This window comes from Acrocarpospora phusangensis (assembly GCF_016862995.1).
Lineage (GTDB): Bacteria > Actinomycetota > Actinomycetes > Streptosporangiales > Streptosporangiaceae > Acrocarpospora > Acrocarpospora phusangensis.
This window is the reverse complement of the sequence record NZ_BOOA01000023.1, coordinates 45,681-68,269: the sequence shown is the minus strand read 5'-3', so window position 1 is coordinate 68,269 and position 22,589 is coordinate 45,681. Positions and strand designations below refer to the sequence as shown.

General features: G+C 63.6%; 18 protein-coding genes and 1 tRNA gene. 6 read left to right on the top strand and 13 right to left on the bottom strand.

Annotation, left to right across the window (positions count from 1 at the left end):
- Positions 1–70 precede the first annotated feature (70 nt).
- Together Aph01nite_RS15970 and Aph01nite_RS15965 are read left to right on the top strand one after the other, a co-directional pair.
- Positions 71–2,479, top strand: coding sequence for a MinD/ParA family ATP-binding protein (locus Aph01nite_RS15970; RefSeq protein WP_239161729.1), 2,409 nt, complete (start codon positions 71–73; stop codon positions 2,477–2,479).
- Between the two features lie 97 nt (positions 2,480–2,576).
- Positions 2,577–2,665, top strand: a tRNA-Ser gene (locus tag Aph01nite_RS15965).
- 373 nt (positions 2,666–3,038) lie between these two features.
- Here Aph01nite_RS15965 and Aph01nite_RS15960 read toward each other — a convergent pair.
- Entirely contained in the window at positions 3,039–3,842 is an 804-nt protein-coding gene (locus Aph01nite_RS15960) for a PIN domain-containing protein (protein ID WP_204041662.1), read from the bottom strand.
- 1,184 nt (positions 3,843–5,026) lie between these two features.
- Between Aph01nite_RS15960 and Aph01nite_RS15955 the strand changes: the two genes are divergently transcribed.
- Positions 5,027–8,239 carry an NACHT domain-containing protein gene (locus tag Aph01nite_RS15955; RefSeq protein ID WP_204041661.1) on the top strand — a complete coding sequence of 1,071 codons (3,213 nt, stop codon included), beginning with the start codon at positions 5,027–5,029 and terminating at the stop codon, positions 8,237–8,239.
- Positions 8,240–9,046: 807 nt separating this feature from the next.
- Here Aph01nite_RS15955 and Aph01nite_RS42145 read toward each other — a convergent pair.
- The 5 genes from Aph01nite_RS42145 to Aph01nite_RS15935 form a co-directional block, all read right to left on the bottom strand.
- Positions 9,047–10,882, bottom strand: coding sequence for a DUF3427 domain-containing protein (locus Aph01nite_RS42145; RefSeq protein WP_275419239.1), 1,836 nt, complete (start codon positions 10,880–10,882; stop codon positions 9,047–9,049).
- 29 nt (positions 10,883–10,911) lie between these two features.
- Positions 10,912–12,102: a DEAD/DEAH box helicase gene (locus Aph01nite_RS42140; protein WP_275419238.1), complete on the bottom strand. Its 1,191-nt coding sequence runs from the start codon at positions 12,100–12,102 to the stop codon at positions 10,912–10,914.
- A 101-nt stretch (positions 12,103–12,203) separates the two neighbouring features.
- Positions 12,204–12,962 (bottom strand): SAM-dependent methyltransferase, encoded by a 759-nt coding sequence (locus Aph01nite_RS15945; protein ID WP_204041660.1) that lies wholly within the window; start codon positions 12,960–12,962, stop codon positions 12,204–12,206.
- Between the two features lie 247 nt (positions 12,963–13,209).
- Positions 13,210–14,607, bottom strand: coding sequence for a sensor histidine kinase (locus Aph01nite_RS15940; RefSeq protein WP_204041659.1), 1,398 nt, complete (start codon positions 14,605–14,607; stop codon positions 13,210–13,212).
- A 263-nt stretch (positions 14,608–14,870) separates the two neighbouring features.
- On the bottom strand, positions 14,871–15,602 hold the full coding sequence (locus Aph01nite_RS15935) for a MerR family transcriptional regulator (protein WP_204041658.1): 732 nt from the start codon (positions 15,600–15,602) through the stop codon (positions 14,871–14,873).
- 56 nt (positions 15,603–15,658) lie between these two features.
- Here Aph01nite_RS15935 and Aph01nite_RS15930 point away from each other — a divergent pair, with 56 nt between their 5' ends.
- Positions 15,659–15,913 carry a hypothetical protein gene (locus Aph01nite_RS15930; protein WP_204041657.1) on the top strand — a complete coding sequence of 85 codons (255 nt, stop codon included), beginning with the start codon at positions 15,659–15,661 and terminating at the stop codon, positions 15,911–15,913.
- A gap of 7 nt (positions 15,914–15,920) precedes the next feature.
- Here Aph01nite_RS15930 and Aph01nite_RS15925 read toward each other — a convergent pair whose 3' ends face one another.
- Positions 15,921–16,247, bottom strand: coding sequence for a hypothetical protein (locus Aph01nite_RS15925; RefSeq protein ID WP_204041656.1), 327 nt, complete (start codon positions 16,245–16,247; stop codon positions 15,921–15,923).
- A gap of 522 nt (positions 16,248–16,769) precedes the next feature.
- On the opposite strand from Aph01nite_RS15925, the gene Aph01nite_RS15920 reads away from it, so the two are divergent.
- A complete protein-coding gene (locus Aph01nite_RS15920; RefSeq protein WP_204041655.1) occupies positions 16,770–17,426 on the top strand; it encodes a CHAP domain-containing protein in 657 nt (218 codons plus the stop codon).
- A 64-nt stretch (positions 17,427–17,490) separates the two neighbouring features.
- On the opposite strand, the gene Aph01nite_RS15915 is transcribed toward Aph01nite_RS15920, so the two are convergent.
- The 4 genes from Aph01nite_RS15915 to Aph01nite_RS15900 are packed head-to-tail and all read right to left on the bottom strand — an operon-like array spanning position 17,491 to position 20,406.
- Positions 17,491–18,213 carry a TIGR03943 family putative permease subunit gene (locus tag Aph01nite_RS15915; RefSeq protein WP_204041654.1) on the bottom strand — a complete coding sequence of 241 codons (723 nt, stop codon included), beginning with the start codon at positions 18,211–18,213 and terminating at the stop codon, positions 17,491–17,493.
- Positions 18,210–19,232, bottom strand: a complete 1,023-nt coding sequence (locus tag Aph01nite_RS15910) for a permease (RefSeq protein WP_204041653.1) — start codon at positions 19,230–19,232, stop codon at positions 18,210–18,212. Before Aph01nite_RS15910 ends, Aph01nite_RS15915 begins: the two co-directional genes overlap by 4 nt.
- A 44-nt stretch (positions 19,233–19,276) precedes the next feature.
- Positions 19,277–20,146: an NUDIX hydrolase gene (locus tag Aph01nite_RS15905; protein WP_204041652.1), complete on the bottom strand. Its 870-nt coding sequence runs from the start codon at positions 20,144–20,146 to the stop codon at positions 19,277–19,279.
- 14 nt (positions 20,147–20,160) lie between these two features.
- Positions 20,161–20,406 carry a hypothetical protein gene (locus Aph01nite_RS15900; RefSeq protein ID WP_204041651.1) on the bottom strand — a complete coding sequence of 82 codons (246 nt, stop codon included), beginning with the start codon at positions 20,404–20,406 and terminating at the stop codon, positions 20,161–20,163.
- Between the two features lie 294 nt (positions 20,407–20,700).
- Here Aph01nite_RS15900 and Aph01nite_RS15895 point away from each other — a divergent pair, with 294 nt between their 5' ends.
- Positions 20,701–21,063, top strand: coding sequence for a DUF732 domain-containing protein (locus Aph01nite_RS15895; protein WP_204041650.1), 363 nt, complete (start codon positions 20,701–20,703; stop codon positions 21,061–21,063).
- 70 nt (positions 21,064–21,133) lie between these two features.
- On the opposite strand, the gene Aph01nite_RS15890 is transcribed toward Aph01nite_RS15895, so the two are convergent.
- A complete protein-coding gene (locus Aph01nite_RS15890; protein WP_204041649.1) occupies positions 21,134–21,310 on the bottom strand; it encodes a hypothetical protein in 177 nt (58 codons plus the stop codon).
- A 125-nt stretch (positions 21,311–21,435) separates the two neighbouring features.
- On the bottom strand, positions 21,436–22,167 hold the full coding sequence (locus Aph01nite_RS15885; protein ID WP_204041648.1) for a M15 family metallopeptidase: 732 nt from the start codon (positions 22,165–22,167) through the stop codon (positions 21,436–21,438).
- Between the last annotated feature and the right edge of the window lie 422 nt (positions 22,168–22,589).

The following is a 22,589-nucleotide window of genomic DNA, read 5'->3' as shown; positions in this document are numbered from 1 at the left end:
TGGTTGTGTTACGGGGCGCTAACCTTCAATGTGGTTGCTGCCCCTTTAGCCCATCCCGAGGGGGAACACGGTGGCAAGACACGATCGTGAGGATCCCCATTCTCTCGAAGACCAGCTGGCCTGGCTCGACGCGATCAAAGAAATGCCGGACGAGGTGGACATCGCGGTAAGCGCGGTCACCGCGTCCTCTTTGGCGTCCGCAGGTCCCGTAGGCCCACCGGCCGCGCCACCGGAAGAGGCTTCGCCCTATCCGAAGGACCCGTGGCTGTCGGTCCCGTCCGAACCCGGGCAGCTTTTCCGCACCTCGTCCGATTCCGGGTACGGCGGCGACAGCCCCGCGGACGACGACGCCCCCACCAACCCGCCGGGTGAGCCGTTCGGCAAGGGCCGCGGGGCGTTCGGTGAGTCGCCGGTGGATACGGATTCGTACAACGTCGGGGCTTTCGGCGGAGCTCAGGAGCAGGAGACCAGCGACGAGCCGGTCCGCGGATGGCTGGAGCCGGCGCGGCCGGTGACCGAGCCCGAGTCCGGCGAATCCGAACGATTCACTGGACCGATCCCGGTCGAGCGGCTCGGCGGCACCGGTCGGGACGAACACACCACCGAGCGTTTCGGCGGCCACTTCGGCACGCGCGACGGCGGCCAGGACCGGCCGTTCGGCAAGGACAATCCGTTCGGGGCGGAGGATGGGCCGTTCCGGAAGGATGGGACCGCCGATTCGGCGTTCGGCTCCGGGGGGTTCGGCGGCTCGGAGACCGCTTTCGGGACGAAGGACACGTCGGGTGGGCCGCAAGAGGGGCCGTTCGACACCAAGGACGATCCCTTCGGCGTGAAGGACAACCCGTTCGGGGGGCGTGACACCTCGTCCGGGCCTTTCCGCACCACTGAGGGCGCTCTCGGGACCAAGGGCGGATCGTTCGGCCAGGAAAGCCCGTTCGGCCAGGAAAGCCCGTTTGGTCAGGACAGCGCCTTCGGCCAGGACGGGGGCTTCGGGCCGAAAGAGGGTGCCTTCGGAGCGAAGGACACCGGTGCCACGGATGGACCCTTCGGATCCTTCGGCGCGCGGGACGATGCTTTCGGATCTCGCGAAGGCCGCGACTCCGGCAACACGGGCAACTTCCCCGACCCGCGCGATCTTCGCGACGCCCGCGACCTTCGTGAGGGCCGCGATCTAGGCGAAGTACGCGATATCCGCGACGGCCGTGACAAGCGCGACGCTCGCGACCGCAACGACGGCTACGAGAGCCGCGACACCGGCGAGATCCGGGAATCTCGCGAATTACGCGACACCGGCGGCCCGTTCGCCCTCCCCGCCGGCGAGGAGAACCGGTTCGGCGACCGCTTCAGCGGTTCCCTCCGCGACGACCTCGCAGAACGGCCGGGCTACGACCGCGACACGGCCGAGAGGGAGCGCGAGCCGTACCAGGCCCGGCGCCGCCAGGCCGCCACGCCGCCGAACGCCGCGTTCGCCACGCCGTCCCGTACCTCGTCCCGCTCGGGCGGAAAGCCCACGGCGGACAGCCTCGACCCGCTCAGCCTGCTCAAGGGCCGCCGCAACGCCCCCGAGAACGGCTGGCGCCGCCTGATCTACAAGGCCTCCGCCGGCATCATCAGGCCCGGCGAATCCTCCGAAGTCCGGCGCCGCCGCGACCTCATCGCCCGCGCCCGTACGCCGGTCGCCGCCGGCCATCACCGCGTGGCCGTACTCAGCCTCAAGGGCGGAGTCGGCAAGACCACCACCACCGTCGGCCTCGGCGCCACCCTCGCCCAGGTACGCGGCGACCGCGTGATCGCCGTCGACGCCAACCCCGACCGTGGAACGCTCTCCGACAAGGTCGAACTCGAGACCTCCGCCACCATCCGGGACCTGCTCAACGAACGCGCCCAGATCCGCCGCTACGTGGACATCCGCGCCTTCACCTCGCAGACCCAGTCCCGCCTGGAGATCCTCGGCTCCGACCGCGACCCCTCCGTCTCCGAGGCCTTCTCGGCCGCCGACTACCAGGCGGTCTCCCAGGTCCTGGAGAACTTCTACTCCATCTGCATCACCGACTGCGGCACCGGCCTCCTCCACTCCGCCATGTCCGGCGTCCTCGGCCTGGCCGACCAGCTCGTCCTGGTCAGCTCCCCGTCCGTGGACGGTGCCCGCGCCGCCTCCGCCACCCTCGACTGGCTCGAAGCCCACCACTACGCAGACCTGGTCAAAGCGGCCTCAGTCGTCCTGTGCAGCGTCCGCCCGCGCTCCAAGTCCACCGTCGACCTCAACCGCCTCGAAGCCCACTTCGCGGCCCGCTGCCGGGCTGTCATCCGCGTGCCGTACGACCCGCACCTCGAAGAAGGCGCCGAGATCGACCTCGACCGCATGCAGGAAGCCACCCAGCAGGCATTCCTCAAACTCGCCGCCTCCGTCGGCGACGGCTTCGCCGGCCCCCAGGCCTTCACCGAACGCCGCTACTCCGAAATCCCCGACCAGCTGTGACTCCCACTCTCCCGCTTCCTCCTGGGAAGCGGGAGAGATCGTCTACTCGGTCGCGTCCCTGCCCGCCGACCCACTAAAGTGCACTCCAGACACACCAGGAGAGCTCGCCTAGTGGACGATGGCGGCGGTCTTGAAAACCGCTAGGCCGGGTGACCGGTCTCGTGGGTTCGAATCCCACGCTCTCCGCCTAGCTTGGAAAACGTGGTCTGACCTGGCCGGATGAGTGTCGGGTGGGCTGGTGATCATTTCCCGGATATGTAGCTGTGGGCCGTCGTGAGCGGCTCCATGTCGTTGATCACGGGATATTCACGGGATGATCTTGGCGGTGTTTCTCCAGGTCAGTGCTTGGACTCACAGATCGGGACGCTGAGGAGTTGGTGGAGACCGCTGACCGCATCGAGGACGAAGCCGCGAGCGAAGATCCTGACCTGAGCAGGATTCAAAGGTGGAGTGCGAGCGCCCTCGCGCTTGTTAACTCCCCAGTGGTCAGCGGTGCCTTGGGCGGGGTTCTCAGCGCCTACGGTACTAGTATGCTGCCCGGCCTTCCGCCTGGATAAGTCTACTTAGCAGACGGCAGCAATAGACGCTCTGGAACCGCCCAAGGCTTCAACCCTCGGGCGTGGGCCTTGAGCCGCATGCCACGGTCGCTACTTACGACGAGAACCGGCGCACCCGTGATCTGTTGCAAGAGAACGCCTCTGCTGACGATCTCGATATCCGCGTCTTGAGTTCTCTGATGGCTTCGCTCATCCATGAAAATTTCGAGAGTCGTCTTTGCTCCGAGTGGTGCAAAGCCATCCGTTTGGAGATCGTCGAGATATCCGTCAAGGACCTTGAGTACCGTTCGCGCACGATCTCCGCGATTACCTCGCTCCATATACTTGATCTTATCGAGCTCGTCAATCACGGCGATTGGCAGCACAACCCGAACAGCATCCTCATCGAATTCCTTGCGCCAATCGATTTCGTTAAACATGATGCAGTGCATGTAGACGTTGCAGTCCAGGATCGCGATCACTCCCGCACGGGTTGACCACTTCATCAGTTGTTGGAGTTCATCTCTTAGCTGGATGAGTCGGCTCTTCTGCTTTTCAACCTCGCCGCGGAGCGCGATGTTGAACCCGAGAGGAGGCGGGTAGCTGTAGTCACGGTCGATTCGCTCAAACCGCGGTGTGAGTAGGTCGTCGGCTATGCGAGTTTCTGCGAAGTGCTGCCGAAGTCGACTCTCGGTGGCGTCGATCCAGTTGAGATAGCGCGTCTTGCCGGTCTTACCCCCCGTGACCTGGATGTTGCCAGCCTCCTGGATCAGGTAATCCAATGACTTAACGACTTCGGCCGCCACTTGCCCGTCTCGTATCTCCATGCGGGAGAGTTTGGCATGTATGAGTCGGATAGTCCCAAGGTTTTCGGCGCCGAGGCGAAATGGGGAGAAGATCGGTCGATGACTGTCCTCTGCCCATCGGGGCGGATCTGGGCTAAGCGCCAGACGGTGGTATAGGCCGCGCCGTGGGCACGGCTCGAGCGACGGTGGTTCGCCAACCACCCAGAGCCGCACCCACGGCTCGCAGCCATGCGGCACCGTCTGGACGAGTAGGTTTCGGGCTCTTCTCAGTTGGGGGTGTTGCCGACGCTGGGGCGGCGACTGAAACAAGCGCCACGGCTACTCCGCTACTTCTGGAAGTGCAGCGTTTCGCCAGCCATCCCGGCGGGCCTGATCGTGTACGTAACGTCCTCAACGCTCGCAACGCTGAAGCCGTCCTTGAAAGTGATCGACTCCCAGGGCGGATCTGCGGCGAGCCGTACAGACCCATGATCCCGGCGTTCAAATCGAGAATCCAGATCCCGTCAGTCCCACCGGAGGTCGCCTCCGTCACCACCCCGCTGGCGTCGAAGGCCGTCGCCTCCGCCGGGCACCCAATCGAGGACGCTGAGCTGTCGCCGGTCCGTCTGCCGACAGACGGTTGCTCGGCTTCTTGGCATGAGCCTGCTGACAGGCGCAGTCTCTGCCGCTAGTCCCGGTTTCCGCACTTGGCGCTTCGTTGCAGGTCAGCCGCTATAGGCGATTCACCACCGACGGTCATCAAGGCTGATCGAGCGGGGTGACGTGCGGAAAACGGGGCTAGTCGCACACCCGGCACGCCTACTGATTGATCATGTCAACCATCAACCGAGGCTGCAACGTCAAGCATCAACCGAAGCAGGACAGAGCCCGGAACAAGAGCCCGGAACATGATCCGAAGAAACTTCTCTCTACAGCATCAAGGCCAGACCGCCTGCGGCGGTCCGGCGCGTCGGGCGGTCACGGGCCGCGCTACGGCTCTTCGGCCGGTCGCGGCCCGCACCGCCCACGCGCAACATGATTCAGAGGTGCGCTTATGGTCGGAGGGCGAGCGGTTACTTAGCTGCCGGTAGACCATGCTTTCAGACGTGTCAGATTTGATGATTTGGCCGCGCCCAAAACTTCGAAAGTATCGACTAAGTAACTTTTGCATGCTCGACTCAAGCGCGTCGCAGAATGTACGGGTCACCACTCTTTAGGAGTCCGAGTTGAAGCCGGTCCAAATAACTCTTGTTGCGAGAGACAATAACGAAAAGGGCACGGTGCTAACCGGGCTAGCGGGCGACTTTTTCCACTGCCTTGGATATGACGAGTTCACTTACGACATACCTAGGTCCGGGAGGGAAATTGACATTGTCGGCACGCATCGCCATGAAGATGTCTTCTTGATTGCTGAATGCAAAGCCAAAAAGTCGCCCTCGGGTGGAGATGAAATTAACAAGTTCTATGGAGCGTTGGATGCTGAACGCAGGCAGTCGGGAAAGAATATAGTCGGATATTTTATTGCTTTAAATGGGTTTACGGGATCGGCAATCGCCCAAGAAGGCGATATGAGAGAAAAGCGAGTGATGCTTATCGATGGAGAAAAGGTCGCCAAAGAGCTAATGAATGGCGGGGTGGTTGTGCCCGTAGAAAGGGTTACTGAGTCTGTTACCAGAATGCTCGAAAAGGCGGGGATTTCTCACAGAATTGATGTAAGCATCAAACTTATCGGTCATCCGGGAGGATGGGCATGGCTTGCCTATTCTGAAATCAACCACCAGCGGACATATGCTTGCCTTCTGCATGCTGACGGTCGACCGCTTCCCGTAAGTAGTTGCCGTGAAATATATGAGATTGCGAGCGCGCAGAAGATTGAAGGGTTCAATCTTCCTTTGGTGAATGAGCTGATAGCTTTCGACGCCGCATTCACAAGCGAAGAGTCAATGCAGAGATATCGCGACTACCTCTTAAGGGAGTACGGATACATCACACTTGAAGGCCTGCCGGCTGACCACGAGGTGGGTGCACGGACCTTCAATTTGGAAGATCTATATGTTGATCTTTCGCTGTCGGATCCAGAGAAGAGTCACCGGGGAGTAGAGCGGATAAGAGCCCAGAGGTGGGCTCGAAGCGAAGATGAAGTTGAGATCGATCCTGATGATGAAATAAACGAAGTGCCTAGGCTCTCATTTGAATTGGCGGACCCAAATGATACAAACGAGTTTATTCGCCAAATCCTTGATAGTCATCCCCGTGTCGCTATTTTAGGATCGCCGGGATCAGGTAAGACTACTTTACTTAAACGACTCGCGATCCATTACGCGCGTCCTGTAGAGCGTCGGGACCCTAGCTGGGATCTTCCCACTGAAGACTGGTTTCCGGTGGTGGTTAAATGCCGACAGCTAGGAGCGGCTGCGGAACTGCCAATCATTGAAGTTATCAGCGCTCTCGCCGCAAAAGCGGAGATGCCAGAGCTCGCTCCAGTTTTCATTGAAGCTGTAAGGAAAACCCTTCGAGATGGCAAGTTGCTACTTCTCGTGGATGGCTTAGATGAGATTCGTGATAGCTCAAAACGCCAGATATTTGTAAGTCAGTTGAGGACGTTTCTTGCCACATATCCAAATGTCAAACTAGTGCTGACGTCTCGCGAAACAGGGTACAGAATAGTCGCCTCCTCGGTCCTCTCGATTTGTAAAATCTACACTGTCGCTCATCTTTCTCCAAATTCCATCTCTCAGCTGACTGTTTTGTGGCACCGCCAAGTGCTTCGAGACATGCCAGGAGTGGAGAAAGAAGCACGCGCGCTTGCCGAGGCAATTATATCGACTGACAGAGTTTATCGGTTAGCTGTAAACCCGCTCTTGCTCACAACTCTACTCCTAGTTCGCCGTTGGGTAGGGCACCTGCCTAGAAGGCGAAGTGTTTTGTATGACAAGGCAATCGACGTATTGCTCATGACTTGGAACGTTGAGGGCCATGAGCCAATCGAACGAGAGGAAGCTATCCCCCAACTTGCTTATGCGGCGTACCGAATGATGGACGCCGGAAAGACCAGCGTTTCGTCGCATGAACTCTCTGTATACTTCAAAGAAGCCAGAAGAGATCTCCCGGAAGAGCTCTCGTATGCGACCCTATCTGTCGGAGAGTTTATACAACGAGTAGAGGAAAGAAGCAGCCTACTCGTCTTGAGCGGACATAGTCTCGAAGACGGCGTTATTCGCGAGATGTATGAGTTTAAGCACCTTACATTTCAGGAATACCTTGCAGCAACGGCGATTGCCTTTGGCTACTTGCCGGCCGATATCGCCGATCAGTCCGTTGTCGATATTATTGGCGACCGCTTCGGATCTGACAGCTGGAGGGAGGTTATTTCACTCACTGCTGTACTTGGACGCAGGAATGGTCCTACGATTATAAATAGGCTCGTAGAGCTCATTGAGTCATCTATTCCGCGCATATCGGGTGATGATCAGCGGGATCTCCCGGAATCCGTGTACATAGGCAGCTTAATTTCGTGCCTCGAAGACGAAGTTTCTCTGACCCCTGCTCTTGTGAGGACCGCGATCGATTGTTGTCTTGCCCATATAGACATGGTAGGACAGGAACGCTTTCCAGATGCGCTCTTCAACGGAAAGTATGAAGAAGATTTGCGCTCGGCTTGTCTCGATGAGATGCAGGCTTTCAGCCCTTCCGTTTCCGTAGCAGGGAGTGTACTCGGGGTTCTCTGTTCTTACCGGCTCGACGAGAACGAAGACACTACGGCCGTCACAAGGGAATGGCTTAAAGAGAAGCTTCGTTCCGAGTCATCGGAAAGAGAGAAGCTTGAAGCGGCGGCCTTTATGATGATCGTGTCCTATTCGGGGGAGCATAGGTCGTTCCGTAAACCCGTATCTGGAGGGTTTCGTGCAGCTCGGCAGCCATTCGTTCATGCCGAAGGTCTGCATCTCATTATCAATGAACTGCTTTCTTCTCAACTCGGGCTGCCTGTAACCTATATGTATGTCTGGTCTCTCTGTTGGGGTGTGAGACAAGCCAAAATAGACCCGTCTCTTTTGTCTGCTCTCCAGCGGCGTCTCATTGAGATCTGGTACACGAACGATTCGGAATATTTAAGAAGGCAGATCTCCTGGTTCTTGGAGGTTAGCCCCAAAGGCGCGCTTGGCGATATTGCTGTTCCCTTTGATGGACTCAGAGATCTAATAGAATCAGAGCTAGGTAACGGGGGCTATGGAAATTCTTTCCGTAACTGGGGGGCCTTGTTCGTGGGTTATTACACCGGAAGCTTATCCGCTCAAGAGATTGTGGATGCCGCTGTTCCGAGAATAGGAGAGCGGTGGATATTTCATATCGATGCGTGGAAGGAGGTCGCTGCGGCTCTTGGGCCCTTGGGTGATCCGATCGCCCAGGCAGTCGAAGAAAAAAAGAAGCGCGAACGCTGAATTTTTCGGAGCTGTGGTCTGCGAATGCAGGTAATCGTTATGCCTATTTAAGCCGCGCATGAGCTGCCTGTAGGCCCTGTGAGCTCGAAGCGGGGGCTTCCCCGCCCCCAGAGAATCCGGAGCGCTCGCGCACGCGATTTCCTCCTTCACCACGTCTCGCCGTTCACGTGGACGAGATTCCAGTCCGGCGGCAAGAGGTGGCCGGGGTGAGCTTTTAGCAGCATCATGGATGTGGGTTGGAGAAATGACTGCTGCGCCGCTTTCGATGCTCGGGCCTGGTGGCCCCGCGCTCCGGGTCGGCTCGCCACTGGATCAGTCGAGTTGATCGCCGCAAGGGCACAACGAGGGCACACGGGATCGAGGAACGGCCGCAGGGGGCGCCACCCACCGGCACGCATCTCCCAGTCCCCGTCCAGCTGCCGCGATCCCCTACGGCACAGCGACCCACACGCAGTTCAATAACTACTGCTGACGGGATCTGGAGTATGAGTGATCGAGATGTTAACGCCCGCCCAGGCGCGGGCATGCTTGCTGGTCGGGGCAGCGTGTTATCTACGTGATGATCTTCCCTCAGAAACTGATCGCACGACAGTAAGCCCAGGTCATGGGCAGACGTCCTCATGGGTCTTAGTGGTCTTGAAAAGCGCTAGGCCGGGTGACCGGTCTCGTGGGTTCGAAATCCCACGCTCTCCACCGGGGTTTCCCATGTCTTGAGACACCCGTTTCCTATGTCCTGAACCAGGACACCACGCTCTCCGCCCAACCTCCCGAAACGCCACCTGACCTGCGGTTCCAGCGGAAGCATGCTCAGCCCGCTGTGACCTTGGCGAAGTGGAACACATCCAGCGGAAGCGCATACTCCAGGCGCCACCGGAACCGTACCGGCCGATCCCCTTCGCAGGACTCGTGCGCCATCGGCCCCGCGTACAGGTACGGCGGCGCCCCCAACCCTTCCTCCCGCTTGTGCTCCCTGATGAACAGATGCACGTCAGAACGCCCGGATTGGTACCGCACCGCCGTGGGATTCGTACGTCGCAACGGAGACTGGGACTCCCACTGGAAGAGCACCGGCGTGACGGCACGGTCGTGGTACATGGTCGTCGGCGAGAACAGGCTCTCGGATTTGTCGATGGTGACGAAGAACAGATCGGCGTTCGCCTCGGGCACCCACTTCACGCCTTCCCGCATGTTCGCGGGTTTGTCCACGCCGAAGGCGGCGAGAGCCTCGTTCTTGCTGTAGGTCGCGTGAACGTGCAGCGGAACATCACCGGGCAGGGCGTACGTCACCCGGTGACGGCGCTCCGCGAGCAGCCCGGTCATCTCGATTAGTTCGCTCACCCTGTCCGAGTGCGTAAGCAGGTCGGCCAAACGCTCCTCGGCGGCGGAGGCGGCCTGCGTACCACCCCAGAGCGCGGCGTCCAGCATCGCGAGCAGCCGCTGCTCACGTATCGACCTTCCGCCACGTGGCCGCCGCAGAAACTCCAGCCGGTCCGGATCGTCAATATGCAACATCCGCCCGAACGCTTTACCGATCCTTTCGTCAAGCGCCCCGGCAACCTGCCCCCGTCCGACAGCCCGCCGCAACGCCGCCCAGCCGAGACGACGACGATAAAGGTCCTCCAGCTCCAGCCCTGTCTCCTCCAGAAAGCCGCCCAACGTGGTCTGCTCGGGCAACGAGGCGAGTTCCGCCGTCAAATCCGGCCAGCGGAGGTTCAACGCCTGCCGGATGTTGCCCAACACCAGCCGCGAAACCTCACGGTCCAGATCAATGTGACACCCGGCCGGCAACGTGGGAAACCCCGCCTCGACCTCTCGCGCCACCCCTGTCCGGCTGGCCCCGGTCAAAGCCCGGTACCGGCGATCGAACCGAAACCGGCGATGCTGGTTCCCGATGAAATCCAGTACCGTCAGGCACGCTTTGCCGTCATCCAGGCGCAGCCCACGCCCGAGCTGCTGCAGGAAGACGGTGGCGCTGTCGGTCGGCCGCAGGAACAGCACCGTGTCGATGCTCGGAATGTCGACGCCCTCGTTGAACAGGTCGACGGCGAAAACGACATTGACTTCACGCGACCGCAGTTTTCGCAACCCCGCCTCCCGGTCAGCGCGAGCCGTACGCGAGGTGATGGCTAAAGCGGGAATGCCCGCATCGCTGAAACGTCGCGCCATGAATTCGGCGTGCTCCACATCGACGCAGAACCCCAGCGCCCGCATTCGACCGACGTCGCCGACCTTACGCCGCAAGGTCTCCAGCACCAGTCGTACCCGGGCGTCGTTACCCGTGAAAACCTTGCTCAGCTCGGCCGTGAAGTACCCCTGCCCTCGCTTCCACGGCACCGCTGACAGATCCACCCCGTCGTGTACGCCGAAATACTGGAACGGCACCAGCAACTGCCGCTCAATGGCCTCCCACAGCCGCAGCTCAACCGCGATTCGCCCACCGAACCAGTGTTTGACGTCCTGCCCGTCGGTACGCTCCGGGGTAGCTGTCAGCCCGAGCAGCACACGCGGCTTGAGGTGATTGAGCAGCCGGGTGTAGGTGCCCGCCTCGGCGTGGTGAAACTCGTCCACGATCACCATGTCGAACGCTTCCGGATTGAGCAGCTCCAGGTCCAGACGATGCAACGACTGGATGGACGCGAACACGTGCCGCCACTGCTCAGGCTTCCGCCCACCTACGTACAACTCGCCAAACGCGCCATCCCGCACACCTGCCGGAAAGTGCCTTGGCTCTGGGTGAGAATCTCCTCCCGATGCGCGATGAACAACACCGATTCGACCTCACCTGCCGCGCGCAGCCCCCGATAGTCCATCGCGGACACCACCGTCTTGCCGGTCCCCGTCGCCATTACCACCAGGTTGCGCCACCGATCATGGACCTGCCGCTCGGCGGCCAGCTCGGCGAGTACCTCCCCCTGATAGCCGAACGGCCGCACATCCACCGCGGCGACCGTCCACGGCAACTCGCGCGCCCCCGCGCCCTCCAGCGCCAGCGCCTCATCCAGACGCCCCCGATCGGCAGTCGGGTCGTAGTCCTCGAAGGCCGGATCGCCCCAGTACTCCTCGAACGTGGCCGCGAACGTGTCCAGCAGATGCGGCTGCTCCACAGCCGACAGCCGGACATTCCACTCCAGGCCATCGATCAACGCTGACTTGGACAGATTCGACGAACCCACATAGGCCGTCGAGAATCCCGTCTCCCTGCGAAACAGCCACGCTTTGGCATGTAACCGCGTTGTCCTGGTCTCGTACGAGATCTTGACTTCGGCCCCCAGCTCAACCAGCCGATCCAACGCCCGCCGCTCCGTCGCCCCCCGATACGTGGTCGTGATCACCCTCAGCTGTCCGCCCCCACGTACGAACTCGGCCAGCTCATCCTCAAGAATCCGCACCCCATACCAGCGCACGAACGCACACAGGAGATCCACCCGATCCGCCGAAGCCAGCTCCCGCTTGAGCTCGTGTCCGACACTCGGCTGCCCATGCCCGTTGACCAGCAGCGCACTGGCGCTCAACGGCGTCTCCGGCCGCCGCGGAAAAACCGGCCTTCCTTCCGGCGTACGACTCCGCGTCACTGCCAGCAACAACTCCCGCGACCCCGCCACAAGATCGTCCTGCGTATCTTCCCCCAGTACGGCCGCCAGTCGATTGGCCAACTCCACCTGCCCCGCCAGTCGTTCGGCGTCAGTACCCCGAAACGCCCGTAACGCCCGACGCGTGAGCGCCGCCAGATGCGCGGTGAGCACATCCGCCGCCTCGACCTGCTCAAGCGCCCGCATCTGCGCCCACTCCCCGTGCCCGACCAACTCCCGAGCCAGCCCTTCGGTAACGAGTCGCTCGTACAGCCCTGGCGCAAGCTCGCTCATGGCCGGCACCGTACCGAAGGATTCCTATATCCGGTGGACAAATGTCCTGAGATACCGTTCGGAGCACTGCGGGAGCGCGCCTGTCATTTCGCTGGGACGTTCTAGGGTTTCCGGCCCACGCCGCCATGGGTGTCGAGGGAAGGAGCCGAGGAGTCGGTGCCCCAGCGGGTGATTTCGGTGAGGCCGGGTGGGACGAGGTCCAGGCCCTCGAAGCAGCGGGTCAGTTGTGCGGGGCTGCGCAGGTGGTAGGGGGCCGCGCCGGCCTCGATGAGGGCGGTGCCGCCCTCGTTGACCGCGGCGCTGGTGTTGGTGCCGTCCCAGAGCACCAGATGGCTACCGGAGGGCATGGGTGCCAGGGTGCGCGAGACGATGGAGCGCAGGACGGCGAAGTCGGCGACGTAGCCGAGTACGCCCATGAACATGACGGCGACAGGGCGGGTGAGGTCGAGCCCGGAGGCTCCGATGATGGCCTCGGGGTCGTGGTAGTCGGCCTCCAAATAGGTGACCAATCCGGTGTTGTCTCCGAGCAGGGCGCGGCTCTGTTCGATGACCAGGGGGTCGTTGTCGACGTACACGACCCGGGAGTCGGGGGCGATCTCCTGGGCCACTTCGTGGGTGTTGGACATGGTGGGTAATCCCGTGCCGATGTCCAGGAATTGCCGGATTCCGGTTTCGGCGGCGAGGAACCGTACCGCCCGGATGAGGAACTGGCGGGATTCAAGGGCCATCGTGACGATGTCTGGGTAAACGTCGGCGACGGCCTTTCCTGCCGCTCGGTCGGCTTCGTAGTTGTCGGTGCCGCCCATCCAGTAGTTCCAGATCCGGGCGGCATGCGGAATTCCGTCGTCGAACCGATCCACGGGGGCTCCCAAGGGGCGAGGGCTGGTCAAAGCTGTGTGGTCACCGCCCGGATCGCGTACGACCAGGCGGTGCCGGGTTCACCAAGCGCGGTGGCCAGTTCCGTCAGCACCTGATGGACCTGACCCCCAGCACACCACCTGACTCCCCTTCACCACAAGATGATCGCTATCCGGGACTCACCCGGTTCAGCCGGAAACGGAGCGTTGGTTGTCCGATCGGCTCTCGGCAGAGGGGCGAAGTTGGACGTCAGAGGTCTGGGGCGGTGTGGGCGAGGTGGGCGTTTTCGTAGCATGGGAGGCGGAGGACGAAGCGGGCACCACGATCGCTGTCTTCGATGCGGAGGGTGCCCCCGCAGGATTCGGCGATCTGGCGGGCGATCGACAGCCCCAGCCCGGTGCCGCCGGCATCCTTGGCGCGAGCCGAGTCCAGCCGGGCGAACCGCTGGAACACCAGATCGCGTTTGTCCGGATCGATGCCCGGACCGTCGTCGATGACCTCCAGGACCGCGACGCTGTCCGCGTTGTGCTTCGCGTCGGCGCGGCTTACCTTGATCATGATTGTGGTTTCGGCGTGCCGGTCGGCGTTGTCGAGCAGGTTGGTGAGCAGGCGGCTCAGCCGTACCCGGTCTCCCAGAATCAGCACCCCCCGTTGAAGGCTGCACACGAACCTTTTGGTCGTCTGGCGGCGCGCCCGGCATTCCTGGCTCGCCAGCTCGGCCAGGTCGATCGGGTCGTTCCCACACGGCGTACCCGCGTCAAGCCGAGCGATGAACAGCAGATCAGACACGATCGCCTCAAGCCGGTCCAGGCTGCAGAGCACAGTGTTCCCGACCCGCGTCATGGTCGGTTCCGGCGACGACATCAACGCGTCCTCGACCTCCACGCGCATCGCGGCGATCGGGCTGCGCAGATCGTGGGAGGCGTCGGAGGCGAATTGGCGCTGCTGCTCCATCGCCCCCTGCAACCGTGTCAGCGTGTGGTTGACGCTCTCGGCCAGGTCATGAATCTCGTCCTTACTGGGCGGAACCGGTACCCGCCGCCCGGGACATGTCGCGTTGATCTCGTCGAGTTCCCTGCGGATGGCGCTGACCGGCCGGAGGGACGCGGTGGCGATCCGGTAGCCGAGGCAGGTGATGGCCACGGCCAGCAGGGTTGTGGACCCGATCACCAGGACGGCCAGCCAGGGCTTGACATACATGGGAACCACGGGCATGGACGCGTAGACGGTCCAGTCTCCACCGGGCCGGTGGGCCGTCTGCGCCATCACGATGTGGCAGCGGCCGGCCCCGAAGACGCCGTCGCACACGACCGCCTTCTTGCTGCCCATGGCGCCAAGGGCGAAGTCCGCCATAGGCGGTTTACCCCGCAATGCAGCGGTGGAGGCGACAACCAGCCCGCTCTGGTCGATGATCTGGACGTTCTGCGGGTCATGCTGCGCGGGTGCGAGCGCCACCGTTTTGTACTGTTCCACCTTCTGTGCCACCCGACCGCTGGCCCCGCGGAGTTCCGTGTAGACCGCGTCGGTGGCGTAATTGTGGATGGCGACCATCAGGACGACGGCCAGCAGAGTGGACAGCAAGGCGGCCACCACGCCGGTGAACAGCGTGATGCGGGCGATGATCGAGGTTCTGTGCTTGGCGTTCATCCTCCGACCTCTGGGGCGGCGGACCGCACTGGCCCTTGAGGATCTGGCGCGTGAGCACATCGGCCACTGTGGCCATGGCCCCCGCTAGTTCTCCTGATTGTTCTCGCGAAGATAGGTCGCCGTCGGCTTTGGCAGCACCCATCTCCGACTCCGGGAGGCCCTGGCTGGGCCTGGCGTCCGGAGAACCGATCTCGAGCCGTCGGCTCGAAGGCTGCTCGCCTTCTTCACGATACCCGCAGGTCAGACCAGAGAGAACGTTTGTCCTACCGAAGGAGCCGCTCGCGGATCAAGGCGTCGAGTCGTTGCCACGCGGGGGATGAGGCGGTGACCGCTCCCTGGATGAGCGCGGGAATCTCGGAGTCGGTGTCCTGCCCGGGGAGATCGTTTGATCCGTACCGCTCTCGGCTCGCCTGGACGATACGCCGGGCCAGGTCGTCGATGCGGGGATCGTACGGATCGAGGTCGTGGGCTTCGTCGTAGTCGAGGTACATCTGACGGAGCGTGGGGTCGTCGAGGGCCTCGGTCTGGTCGCGGAACAGTTCGAGCGCGGTGTCGGGATGGGTGGCGAAGACCAGGATCCACAGGTCGGTCTCCAGGGCGACCCAGCGCGGGCTGAACCCGAGTGCCGGTAGGCGGTCGAGGTGGCTGTTGACCTCGGGGAGGAGCATCTGGAGCCGGCCGGCGGCGAGCCGTCGCAGCCGCTTCTGGGTCTCCCGCAGCTCTTGGATCCGGGCGGTGAGGCCGGCGTCGACTTGGTGGATGGCCTCTTGGAAGTCCTCGTCGGACGCCGCGCGGAGTTCCCGGATGCGGGCCAGCGGCACTCCGGCTCCGGCCAGGGTACGGATCTTGATCAGATCGATGGCGTCCTGGGCGGTATAGCGCCGGTAGCCGGAGGAGTCGCGGTCAGGCTCAGGCAGCAACCCTTTGTCGTGGTAGACCCGGATCGTCTTGGTCGAGACACCGGCGTACCGGGCGAGCTGGCCGATGGTAATCACCAGCCCATGCTGCCGCACTTGACCTTGCCCTAAGGGCAAGGTCGCACCATGGGGACATGAACCTTGACCGAGACACCCTGCGCGCGCTGGCCGACGAGGGCAACGAGACCGCCCTGGATCGGCTGGCCGATCTCGCCGAGGCCCGTGGCGACCTCGGCGAGCTGAGCGAACTGCTGGACGAAGGCTGCATACGCGCCGGTCACCTGCTCACGCGGCGCGCGGTCGGGGCGGGCGACGCGCTTGAGTTGCAGCGGCTGTGGGACGCCGGGTGCGACGAGGCCGGTTACGAACTGCGACGACTGCTGGGCTGACGCGGCCCTATTCGATGTCCAGGTCGAGGCCCTCGGTGCCGTTCCTGCGGGCGGCCGACTCCTTTCCGCAGGTCGAGCGGGGGCGTCCGGCGAGTGCCCAGAGCACGTTGGCCGCGCCGCAGGTGATGTTGCCTCCGATGGAGGCGCCGGGGATGTTGCTGAGGCCGTACAGGAATTCGGCGGCGTCGTCGACGGCGCGGGCGGCGGGGCCCGCTCCGGGGAGGCTGAGGGTGGGTTTGCGGTCGCGACGGTCGGTGGCGGATGAGTTGGAGGCCGAGCCCATGATGGCGAGCAGGGCGACGGCCGAAGCGACAATGACCAACCGACGAAACACGGGCACGCTCCGTAGAACTATGACGGTGAGTAGTCATGTACTCCCCGGTTGAATCGTCAAGTAACGGTGTGACAAGTCAGGGTTCGGCAAGCGCGCGTACGCGGAACGTTGATATTTCAATTAGCGCGCGGCGTGGCTTCTTTGCAAAATCAGGGAGTCGCGAACCCTTGCCGAATACCCGCGAGATGGCGTCCGTGAGACGGCCTCCAGGTCTCCGAAAGTCCTGATTCCACGAGGAATCCGACGTGCGCCTACCCCCGCCCCGGAGTGATTAGCCGCTTTTGCCCGACATGAGGAATAGGTCCCCTAAGGCAAAGAAGTGTGGACATGGGTTGACCTGGGCTTGAGCGTGGATATGTTGGAGGGGTCGCGGTTAATCCACGACCCAAGAAGCCGCAAGGTTCGCTCTCCTGACCACCGTCTTTGGCAAAGCGAACCCAGCCCCACAGCCTACAAACAGCGGCTCCCGGCTTACCGTCTGCGGCACGGTTGCGTAAAGCCTGAGTTTCGCTCTTGGAACCAATGACGACCTACAACAACGATGCCCTGCTCAAGATGGCCAACTCCCAGCTGGGGTACGCCGAAGTGAACGGCGCCTCGAAGTTCGGCGACTGGTTCGGTAAGACTGTCGCAAAGAAGGCCGGCTACAAGGACGCCGCCTGGTGCGACATGTTCGTCTCCTGGGTTGCCCACCAGACCGGCCAGGCCGCGCACGTCGGCCAGTTCGCCTGGACCCCGGATCACGCGAAGTGGTTCGAGAAGCACGACGCCTGGGGCACCACGCCCAAGCCCGGCGCCGTCGTCTTCTTCGACTGGGGCGGTTCGCACAACATCAACGCGATCGACCACGTCGGTCTCGTGGAGTCCGTGATCAGCAACACCAAGATCAAGACCATCGAGGGCAACGTCCACAACGCGGTCGTCAGCAAGATCCGCGACAGCGGCACGATCGTCGGCTACGGCTACCCGGACAAGGTGCGCGAGTTCCAGCAGACCCAGAAGAACGACACGACCGCGATCACCGTACAAGCGAAGCAGCCCGTCGACGGCGCGCCCAACCCTGACCCCATCGCCGCCGGCGCCCTGCTCCTGCCCATCGCGCTGATCGTCGCGTACGCGAAGAAGCACGGCCACCTGACCAAGGTCCTCGCCCCGCTGGCCGCCCGCTTCAAGCGCTAACCGAAGCCCCTGGAACCGGGGCAGACGCCGAGATCCCCCTGCTCGATGTCTGCCCCGGACTTTCCTATTCGTACGGTTCCACCGGCGCCGGTATCACCGTCACGGAGCCTGCTGAGAGCTCCGGAGCGACCGTGCCCTTGGGAAGCTCCTCAAGCTTCGGATCAACCCAGGTGCCGGTCACCTCGACCCACGTGTTCTCGGGCGGCGCGTCCGCGTCGAGCACGGCGACCTTCAACGGGATTCCGTCCGCGGCGCAGCAGGCGATCTGGATCCGCGCGACATACCAGCGGTCCTTCTTCTTCGACGGCACCACGAAACCGGTCAGCCGTACCTGCCTGCCGGCCAGCGAACGCCCGGAATCGCCCCACGCACGGCCGATGAACTCACCCAGCGGCATGGCCGTGACCTGGCCCGACGCCAGCGGCGCGTACGCGTCGAGCGCCGCCACCGGTGGCCGCGCAGGCACCTCCTCCGAACGGGCCGCGAAGGCCCCGAGAGCAGGCGGAGCGATCAGGAAGATGGCGAAGACGGGAAGCGTGAGCAGCCACGCCACACCGGGCCCATGTCCATGCCCATGCCCATGCTCGTGCTCGTCCTCGTGGGAGTTCTTGCGCCATTCCTGATAGACGCCGACCAAACCAAGCACGAACACCACAAGCCCAGCCGCGACCAGAAACGGCCGGAAACCCGGTTTCACATAATTCAGATACGTCGTGGACAGCAGGCTGATCCGCAGCACCGCCCCACCGAGCAGGACCAGCAGAAGGCTCTGCGTCAACCGGCTCACAGCAGCACCCCTCCCACCGCCACACTCACCAGAACGGCCAGAGCAAACGTGACCGGCACGAACCGCACCGCGAAACGGCGGCCGAACGTGCCCGTCTGCAGAGCGATCAGCTTGAGATCGACCATCGGGCCGACGACCAGGAACGCCAGCCGCGCGGTCGGAGAGAACGACGTGAGCGAAGCCGCCACGAAGGCATCCGCCTCCGAGCAGATCGACAGGATCACCGCGAGCAGCGCGAGAGCCAGCACCGACAGCCAGGGCACCCCCGCCACCGCGTCCAGCCAGGAGCGCGGCACGATCACGTTCATGGTGGCCGCGGTCATCCCGCCGACGACGAGGAAACCCCCGGCGTGCAGGAAGTCGTGCTGCATCGCGTCCCGGAAGTTCGCCCATTTCGAGCCGGCGTCAGCCGGACGCGACGGGATTCTGAGCCAGTCGGATCGGCCGAACCTCAGCCACAACCATCCAGCCAGGACGGCGACCAGCAGGGACGCGCCGAACCTGGCCACCGCCATCATCGGCTGCCCGGGAAAGGCGACCACGGTGGCGACCACCACCACCGGGTTGATCGCGGGCGAGGCCAGCAGGAAGGCCAGCGCCGCGGCCGGCGTGACTCCTCGTGCCATCAGCCCGGACGCCACCGGCACCGAAGCGCACTCGCAGCCGGGCAGCACCGCACCGGCCGCACCGGCAATCGGAACCGCCATGATCGGGCGTTTCGGCAGGGCCTTGGTCCAGAACGACGGCGGGACGAATGCCGTGATCGCGGCGGACAGCAGCACCCCGAAGACGAGGAACGGCAGCGCCTGCACACAGATCGCCACGAAGATGGTCGCCCACGTCTGCAACGCCGGCGCCGTCAGGTACGGCGAGAGCACGAACCGCCCGAAGACCAGCAAACCCACGATGACCGCGAACAACCAGGGCGCGACCGGAGCCATGGGAGCACGACGCCCCCATTCGGCGGGAGGGATCTCCGCCGAGGCCTCCACCGTCGCCCGATCAGCCATGCGAACCATCGTGGCAGATCGTTTACCCGGTCATGACCGGGAGCGGGGTGGCCTCAGAGTTGTGACAACAACCAACTCGGGCCGATCACCATGGCGCCCAGTTCGGTCACCCGGTCGCGCAGGCCGCGGTCGGCGGTGATGACCAGGGCGCGTTCCCAGGGGCGTACCGCGCCGACCACCTCGACGATGGCGTCGTCGCCGCTGCCGGGCGCGGGCAGGACGGACAGGGCGGGGTTGAGCGGCGGCGGGGTCGTGGCGCGGGCGGCGCCCTCGACGACGGCGATCATGCGGGGGAAGCGCCAGGTGAGGTCGGCCACGCCCTCGATCTTGCGTTCCAGGCCGCGGTCGGCGAGGGCGCTCAACTCGGTGAGCAGGCGGGTCGTCGCGCCCGCCCGGTCCCGCCACCAGCCGTGCTCGGCGCGGGCGCCGATGATGTTGGCCATGTCCAGGATGAGGACCAGCGGGTCGAGCGTGGGCCGGACCAGCGGCCAGGTCTCGGCGAAGCCGGGGTGGAGCTTCTTGCGGTCGATGCGATCGGCGGGCACCCAGCGCATCGCCGCGCTCTCCGCGTTGGCGGGCACGGCGGAGAGCAGTTCGGCGGCCTCGGCGATCACCGTGTGGAACGACCAGCCGCCGTGGTCGTCCGCATAGACACCCAGCACACGCAGCAGGTCACCGGCGAGCGCCGCCTCCTCGCGGGCCTCCCGCAGAGCGCTGGCGATGGCGTCCTCATGGCTGTCGCGCGCGCCGCCGGGCAGCCCCCACGTCCCGCCGTGATGACTCCACCAGGACCGCTTCTGCATCAGCACATACGGACCCTCAAGGGTGTGGTGGACGGCCAGCAGGCCGCTCGCGCCGTGCACACCCCAGTGTTGATGACCCCGATCACATCGGGCCCAGCCGTCACCGTCCTTAGCCGCCATGAGACCAGTTTCGCTCACCAAGCCTCTAACGGAACCGTCATCCCTTGCTCGAACAGGACGATGCCGTCCTCAAGGCGGACCACCACGACCTGGGTCGCCAGGCCGGCCGCCTGGACGCCTTCCGCGGCGTCGTGGGCGAACTCGGCGAAATGGTAACGGTCCACGGTCGTGAAGTCGGGGGCCGGCCGGGTGCAGCGCACCTCGTACCGATCCGCGGGCCAGATCGTCGGGAGGGGGCTCGAACGGAGCCACTGTTGCATCGTCGTCTCCTGTCGCGCCGCGTCACCCTAGACCACGGTCGCCGCAAGCAGTTGACCGTGCCAGCGCCGATAGCGCTAGCTTGTGACGCGGCCGATGACTGATCGTTATGGAGTGGTAAGCCATCCTTCCCGATCTGTCCGCATCCGAGGGTTAACGTATGGTCCCTCACCTGCGATCTGCCACCTGAAGCAGTAGTGGGCAGCCGATAGCACGACATTCCTCGCCCGCCCCACCTTGTGGTGGGGTGGGCGTTAGGGTGATTTTTCATGAATCGACTCGTTCCAGTTTTTGCTGTGGCCGTCTTTGCCCTGGCCGGATGTTCCGGGTCGGAGACCGCGGATCCCGCGGCTCCCGGTACCGCGGGCGGCACTGCGGCGGCGAGCCCCGCGCCGTCGGCCATCACGATCGCCGCCGCTCCCGAGCTCTCCGAGGAGCAGAAGCAGGAGTTCCTCCGGGCGCTGAAGGATGTCGACGCCGGAGTGGCCGCCAACCAGGCCCAGGCCATTTCGGTAGGCATTCAGGTATGCGAGAAGATCCTCGCCTCGCCCGACGACCCCATGACCTTCGCCCAGTTCGCGGGCGAGCAGCTGTCGCTGGACCCCCTGAAGGCCGAGGGCTTCGTGGTCGCGGTCAGCAGCTGGTGCACCCCCGAGTAATCACGCCGCCTCACCGCAGGACGTAATCCGGTCCCGTCCATCTTGTACGGGATGGACGGGTTGCGGTGGATCACCCGGCTAAGCAGGCTAACGATTCCCTCGGCGATTCCCGCAGGTCGAGGGCTTGCAGTTGCTCGATGAGCTCGCGCCGGTCGGCGGGCGTGAGCCGGGCGTGGACGAGACCCCGGGGGACGAGGATGACGTCGCCGGAGGCCGGGCACGGGAGGAGGTCGAGCGGGAAAGCCATGGCCCGATCCTGTCAGCCGCCACCGACAGTTCTGAGCGCCGCCGGATGTTCAGGTGTGGCGGATCGTTCGTAGCTCAGTGCCGTCGCCGACTCCGATCTCTGGCACGATGCCACGATGTCCGTGCTTATCGGCCGCTCTTTGAGAAGTGCTGGTAGTCCTTGATGCCGGACCAGTCGCCGCCCCAGCCCCAGCCGATCTCCGCGAACGCCTTGACGACCTTGTCGCCAGGGTTGATCACGCCCGGCTTGTCCAGCGGACGCTTGACGTACGCGTCGGCGTTCCGGTGGGCGTTGGAGCCGTCGGCTTCCAGGTAGGGGTTCTCGAGCGGGTTCAGGTCGACCGCATAGCCGTACGCGTGCTGGGACCAGTGGGACGAACCGGTCGCCGGACGGCAGTTGAAGGCGGAGGTGTTGTCGGCGTCGATCGACTTGTAGTCGTCGGCCTTGTACGCGTCGACGGGCTCCATGCGGCGGATCGGGTAGCGATCGTCGTACAGCTTCTTGAAGACGGAGACGACGTCCTTGGCGACCGTGGCGTTGAGGACCATGTGACCGGTGTGCGCCTTGTTGTCGAAACCCCAGTAGGTCATGGTGACCAGCCGCAGATCGTCCAGGGTGACGGGGCAGCCTTCCCGCCAGGAGTACTTGACCTGGTCGCGGGTGACGTCGCTGATCTTGGCGGTGAACTTGGGCGGACCGGTGGGGGTCGGCTTCGGCGTCGGGGGAGGGCTCTCCGGGGTCGCCTCAGCCGCGGGCGGTGGGGTGCCGAGGGCGCCCTCGGAGGCGGTCTGGGCTCCGCACGCGGACGTGCCGAGGAGCGCCAGGGCGATCACGATGGCTGACCTGCGGGTGGACATGGATCCGAGGGTACCCAGGCCGCGCGCCGAGGTCCCAAGAACGGCAAGAAGCCTGTAATGCCTGGTCAGACGAGATATTTGCGCTATATCAGCACTTGTCGCGAAGGAGAGGCTTACCGGCCTCGGTAGCTCTTAGTAGAAATATCACCACTCCTTGGGTTCGCCCTGGCCCAACGAGCGTGTCTCTCGGCCTGTACGTCCTCCGGAGCGACATCTCGCGCTATATCCCGACATGTCAGGGCCTAAACGATCTTTGCGCGAGCTTTTCTCGGGAAAAGCTCGCGCACATGTTCGACCCGCGCTACAGTCATCGACATCGGATCGAACATGGGTTCGTACGCTGACTCCGGTTGGGGCCGGTCGCCCGTACTCGCAGGTGAGGAGTAACGCATGGCATTGCTCGCGGCTCCGATCCCGTCCAC

Excerpts from the sequence above, each read along its gene's own strand:
- Aph01nite_RS15960 (WP_204041662.1), bottom strand. The coding sequence starts at position 3,842 with ATGGAGATACGAGACGGGCAAGTGGCGGCCGAAGTCGTTAAGTCATTG.
- Aph01nite_RS42140 (WP_275419238.1), bottom strand. The coding sequence starts at position 12,102 with ATGAGCGAGCTTGCGCCAGGGCTGTACGAGCGACTCGTTACCGAAGGG.
- Aph01nite_RS15940 (WP_204041659.1), bottom strand. The coding sequence starts at position 14,607 with ATGAACGCCAAGCACAGAACCTCGATCATCGCCCGCATCACGCTGTTC.
- Aph01nite_RS15930 (WP_204041657.1), top strand. The coding sequence starts at position 15,659 with ATGAACCTTGACCGAGACACCCTGCGCGCGCTGGCCGACGAGGGCAAC.
- Aph01nite_RS15920 (WP_204041655.1), top strand. The coding sequence starts at position 16,770 with ATGACGACCTACAACAACGATGCCCTGCTCAAGATGGCCAACTCCCAG.
- Aph01nite_RS15910 (WP_204041653.1), bottom strand. The coding sequence starts at position 19,232 with ATGGTTCGCATGGCTGATCGGGCGACGGTGGAGGCCTCGGCGGAGATC.
- Aph01nite_RS15905 (WP_204041652.1), bottom strand. The coding sequence starts at position 20,146 with ATGGCGGCTAAGGACGGTGACGGCTGGGCCCGATGTGATCGGGGTCAT.
- Aph01nite_RS15900 (WP_204041651.1), bottom strand. The coding sequence starts at position 20,406 with ATGCAACAGTGGCTCCGTTCGAGCCCCCTCCCGACGATCTGGCCCGCG.
- Aph01nite_RS15890 (WP_204041649.1), bottom strand. The coding sequence starts at position 21,310 with ATGGCTTTCCCGCTCGACCTCCTCCCGTGCCCGGCCTCCGGCGACGTC.
- Aph01nite_RS15885 (WP_204041648.1), bottom strand. The coding sequence starts at position 22,167 with ATGTCCACCCGCAGGTCAGCCATCGTGATCGCCCTGGCGCTCCTCGGC.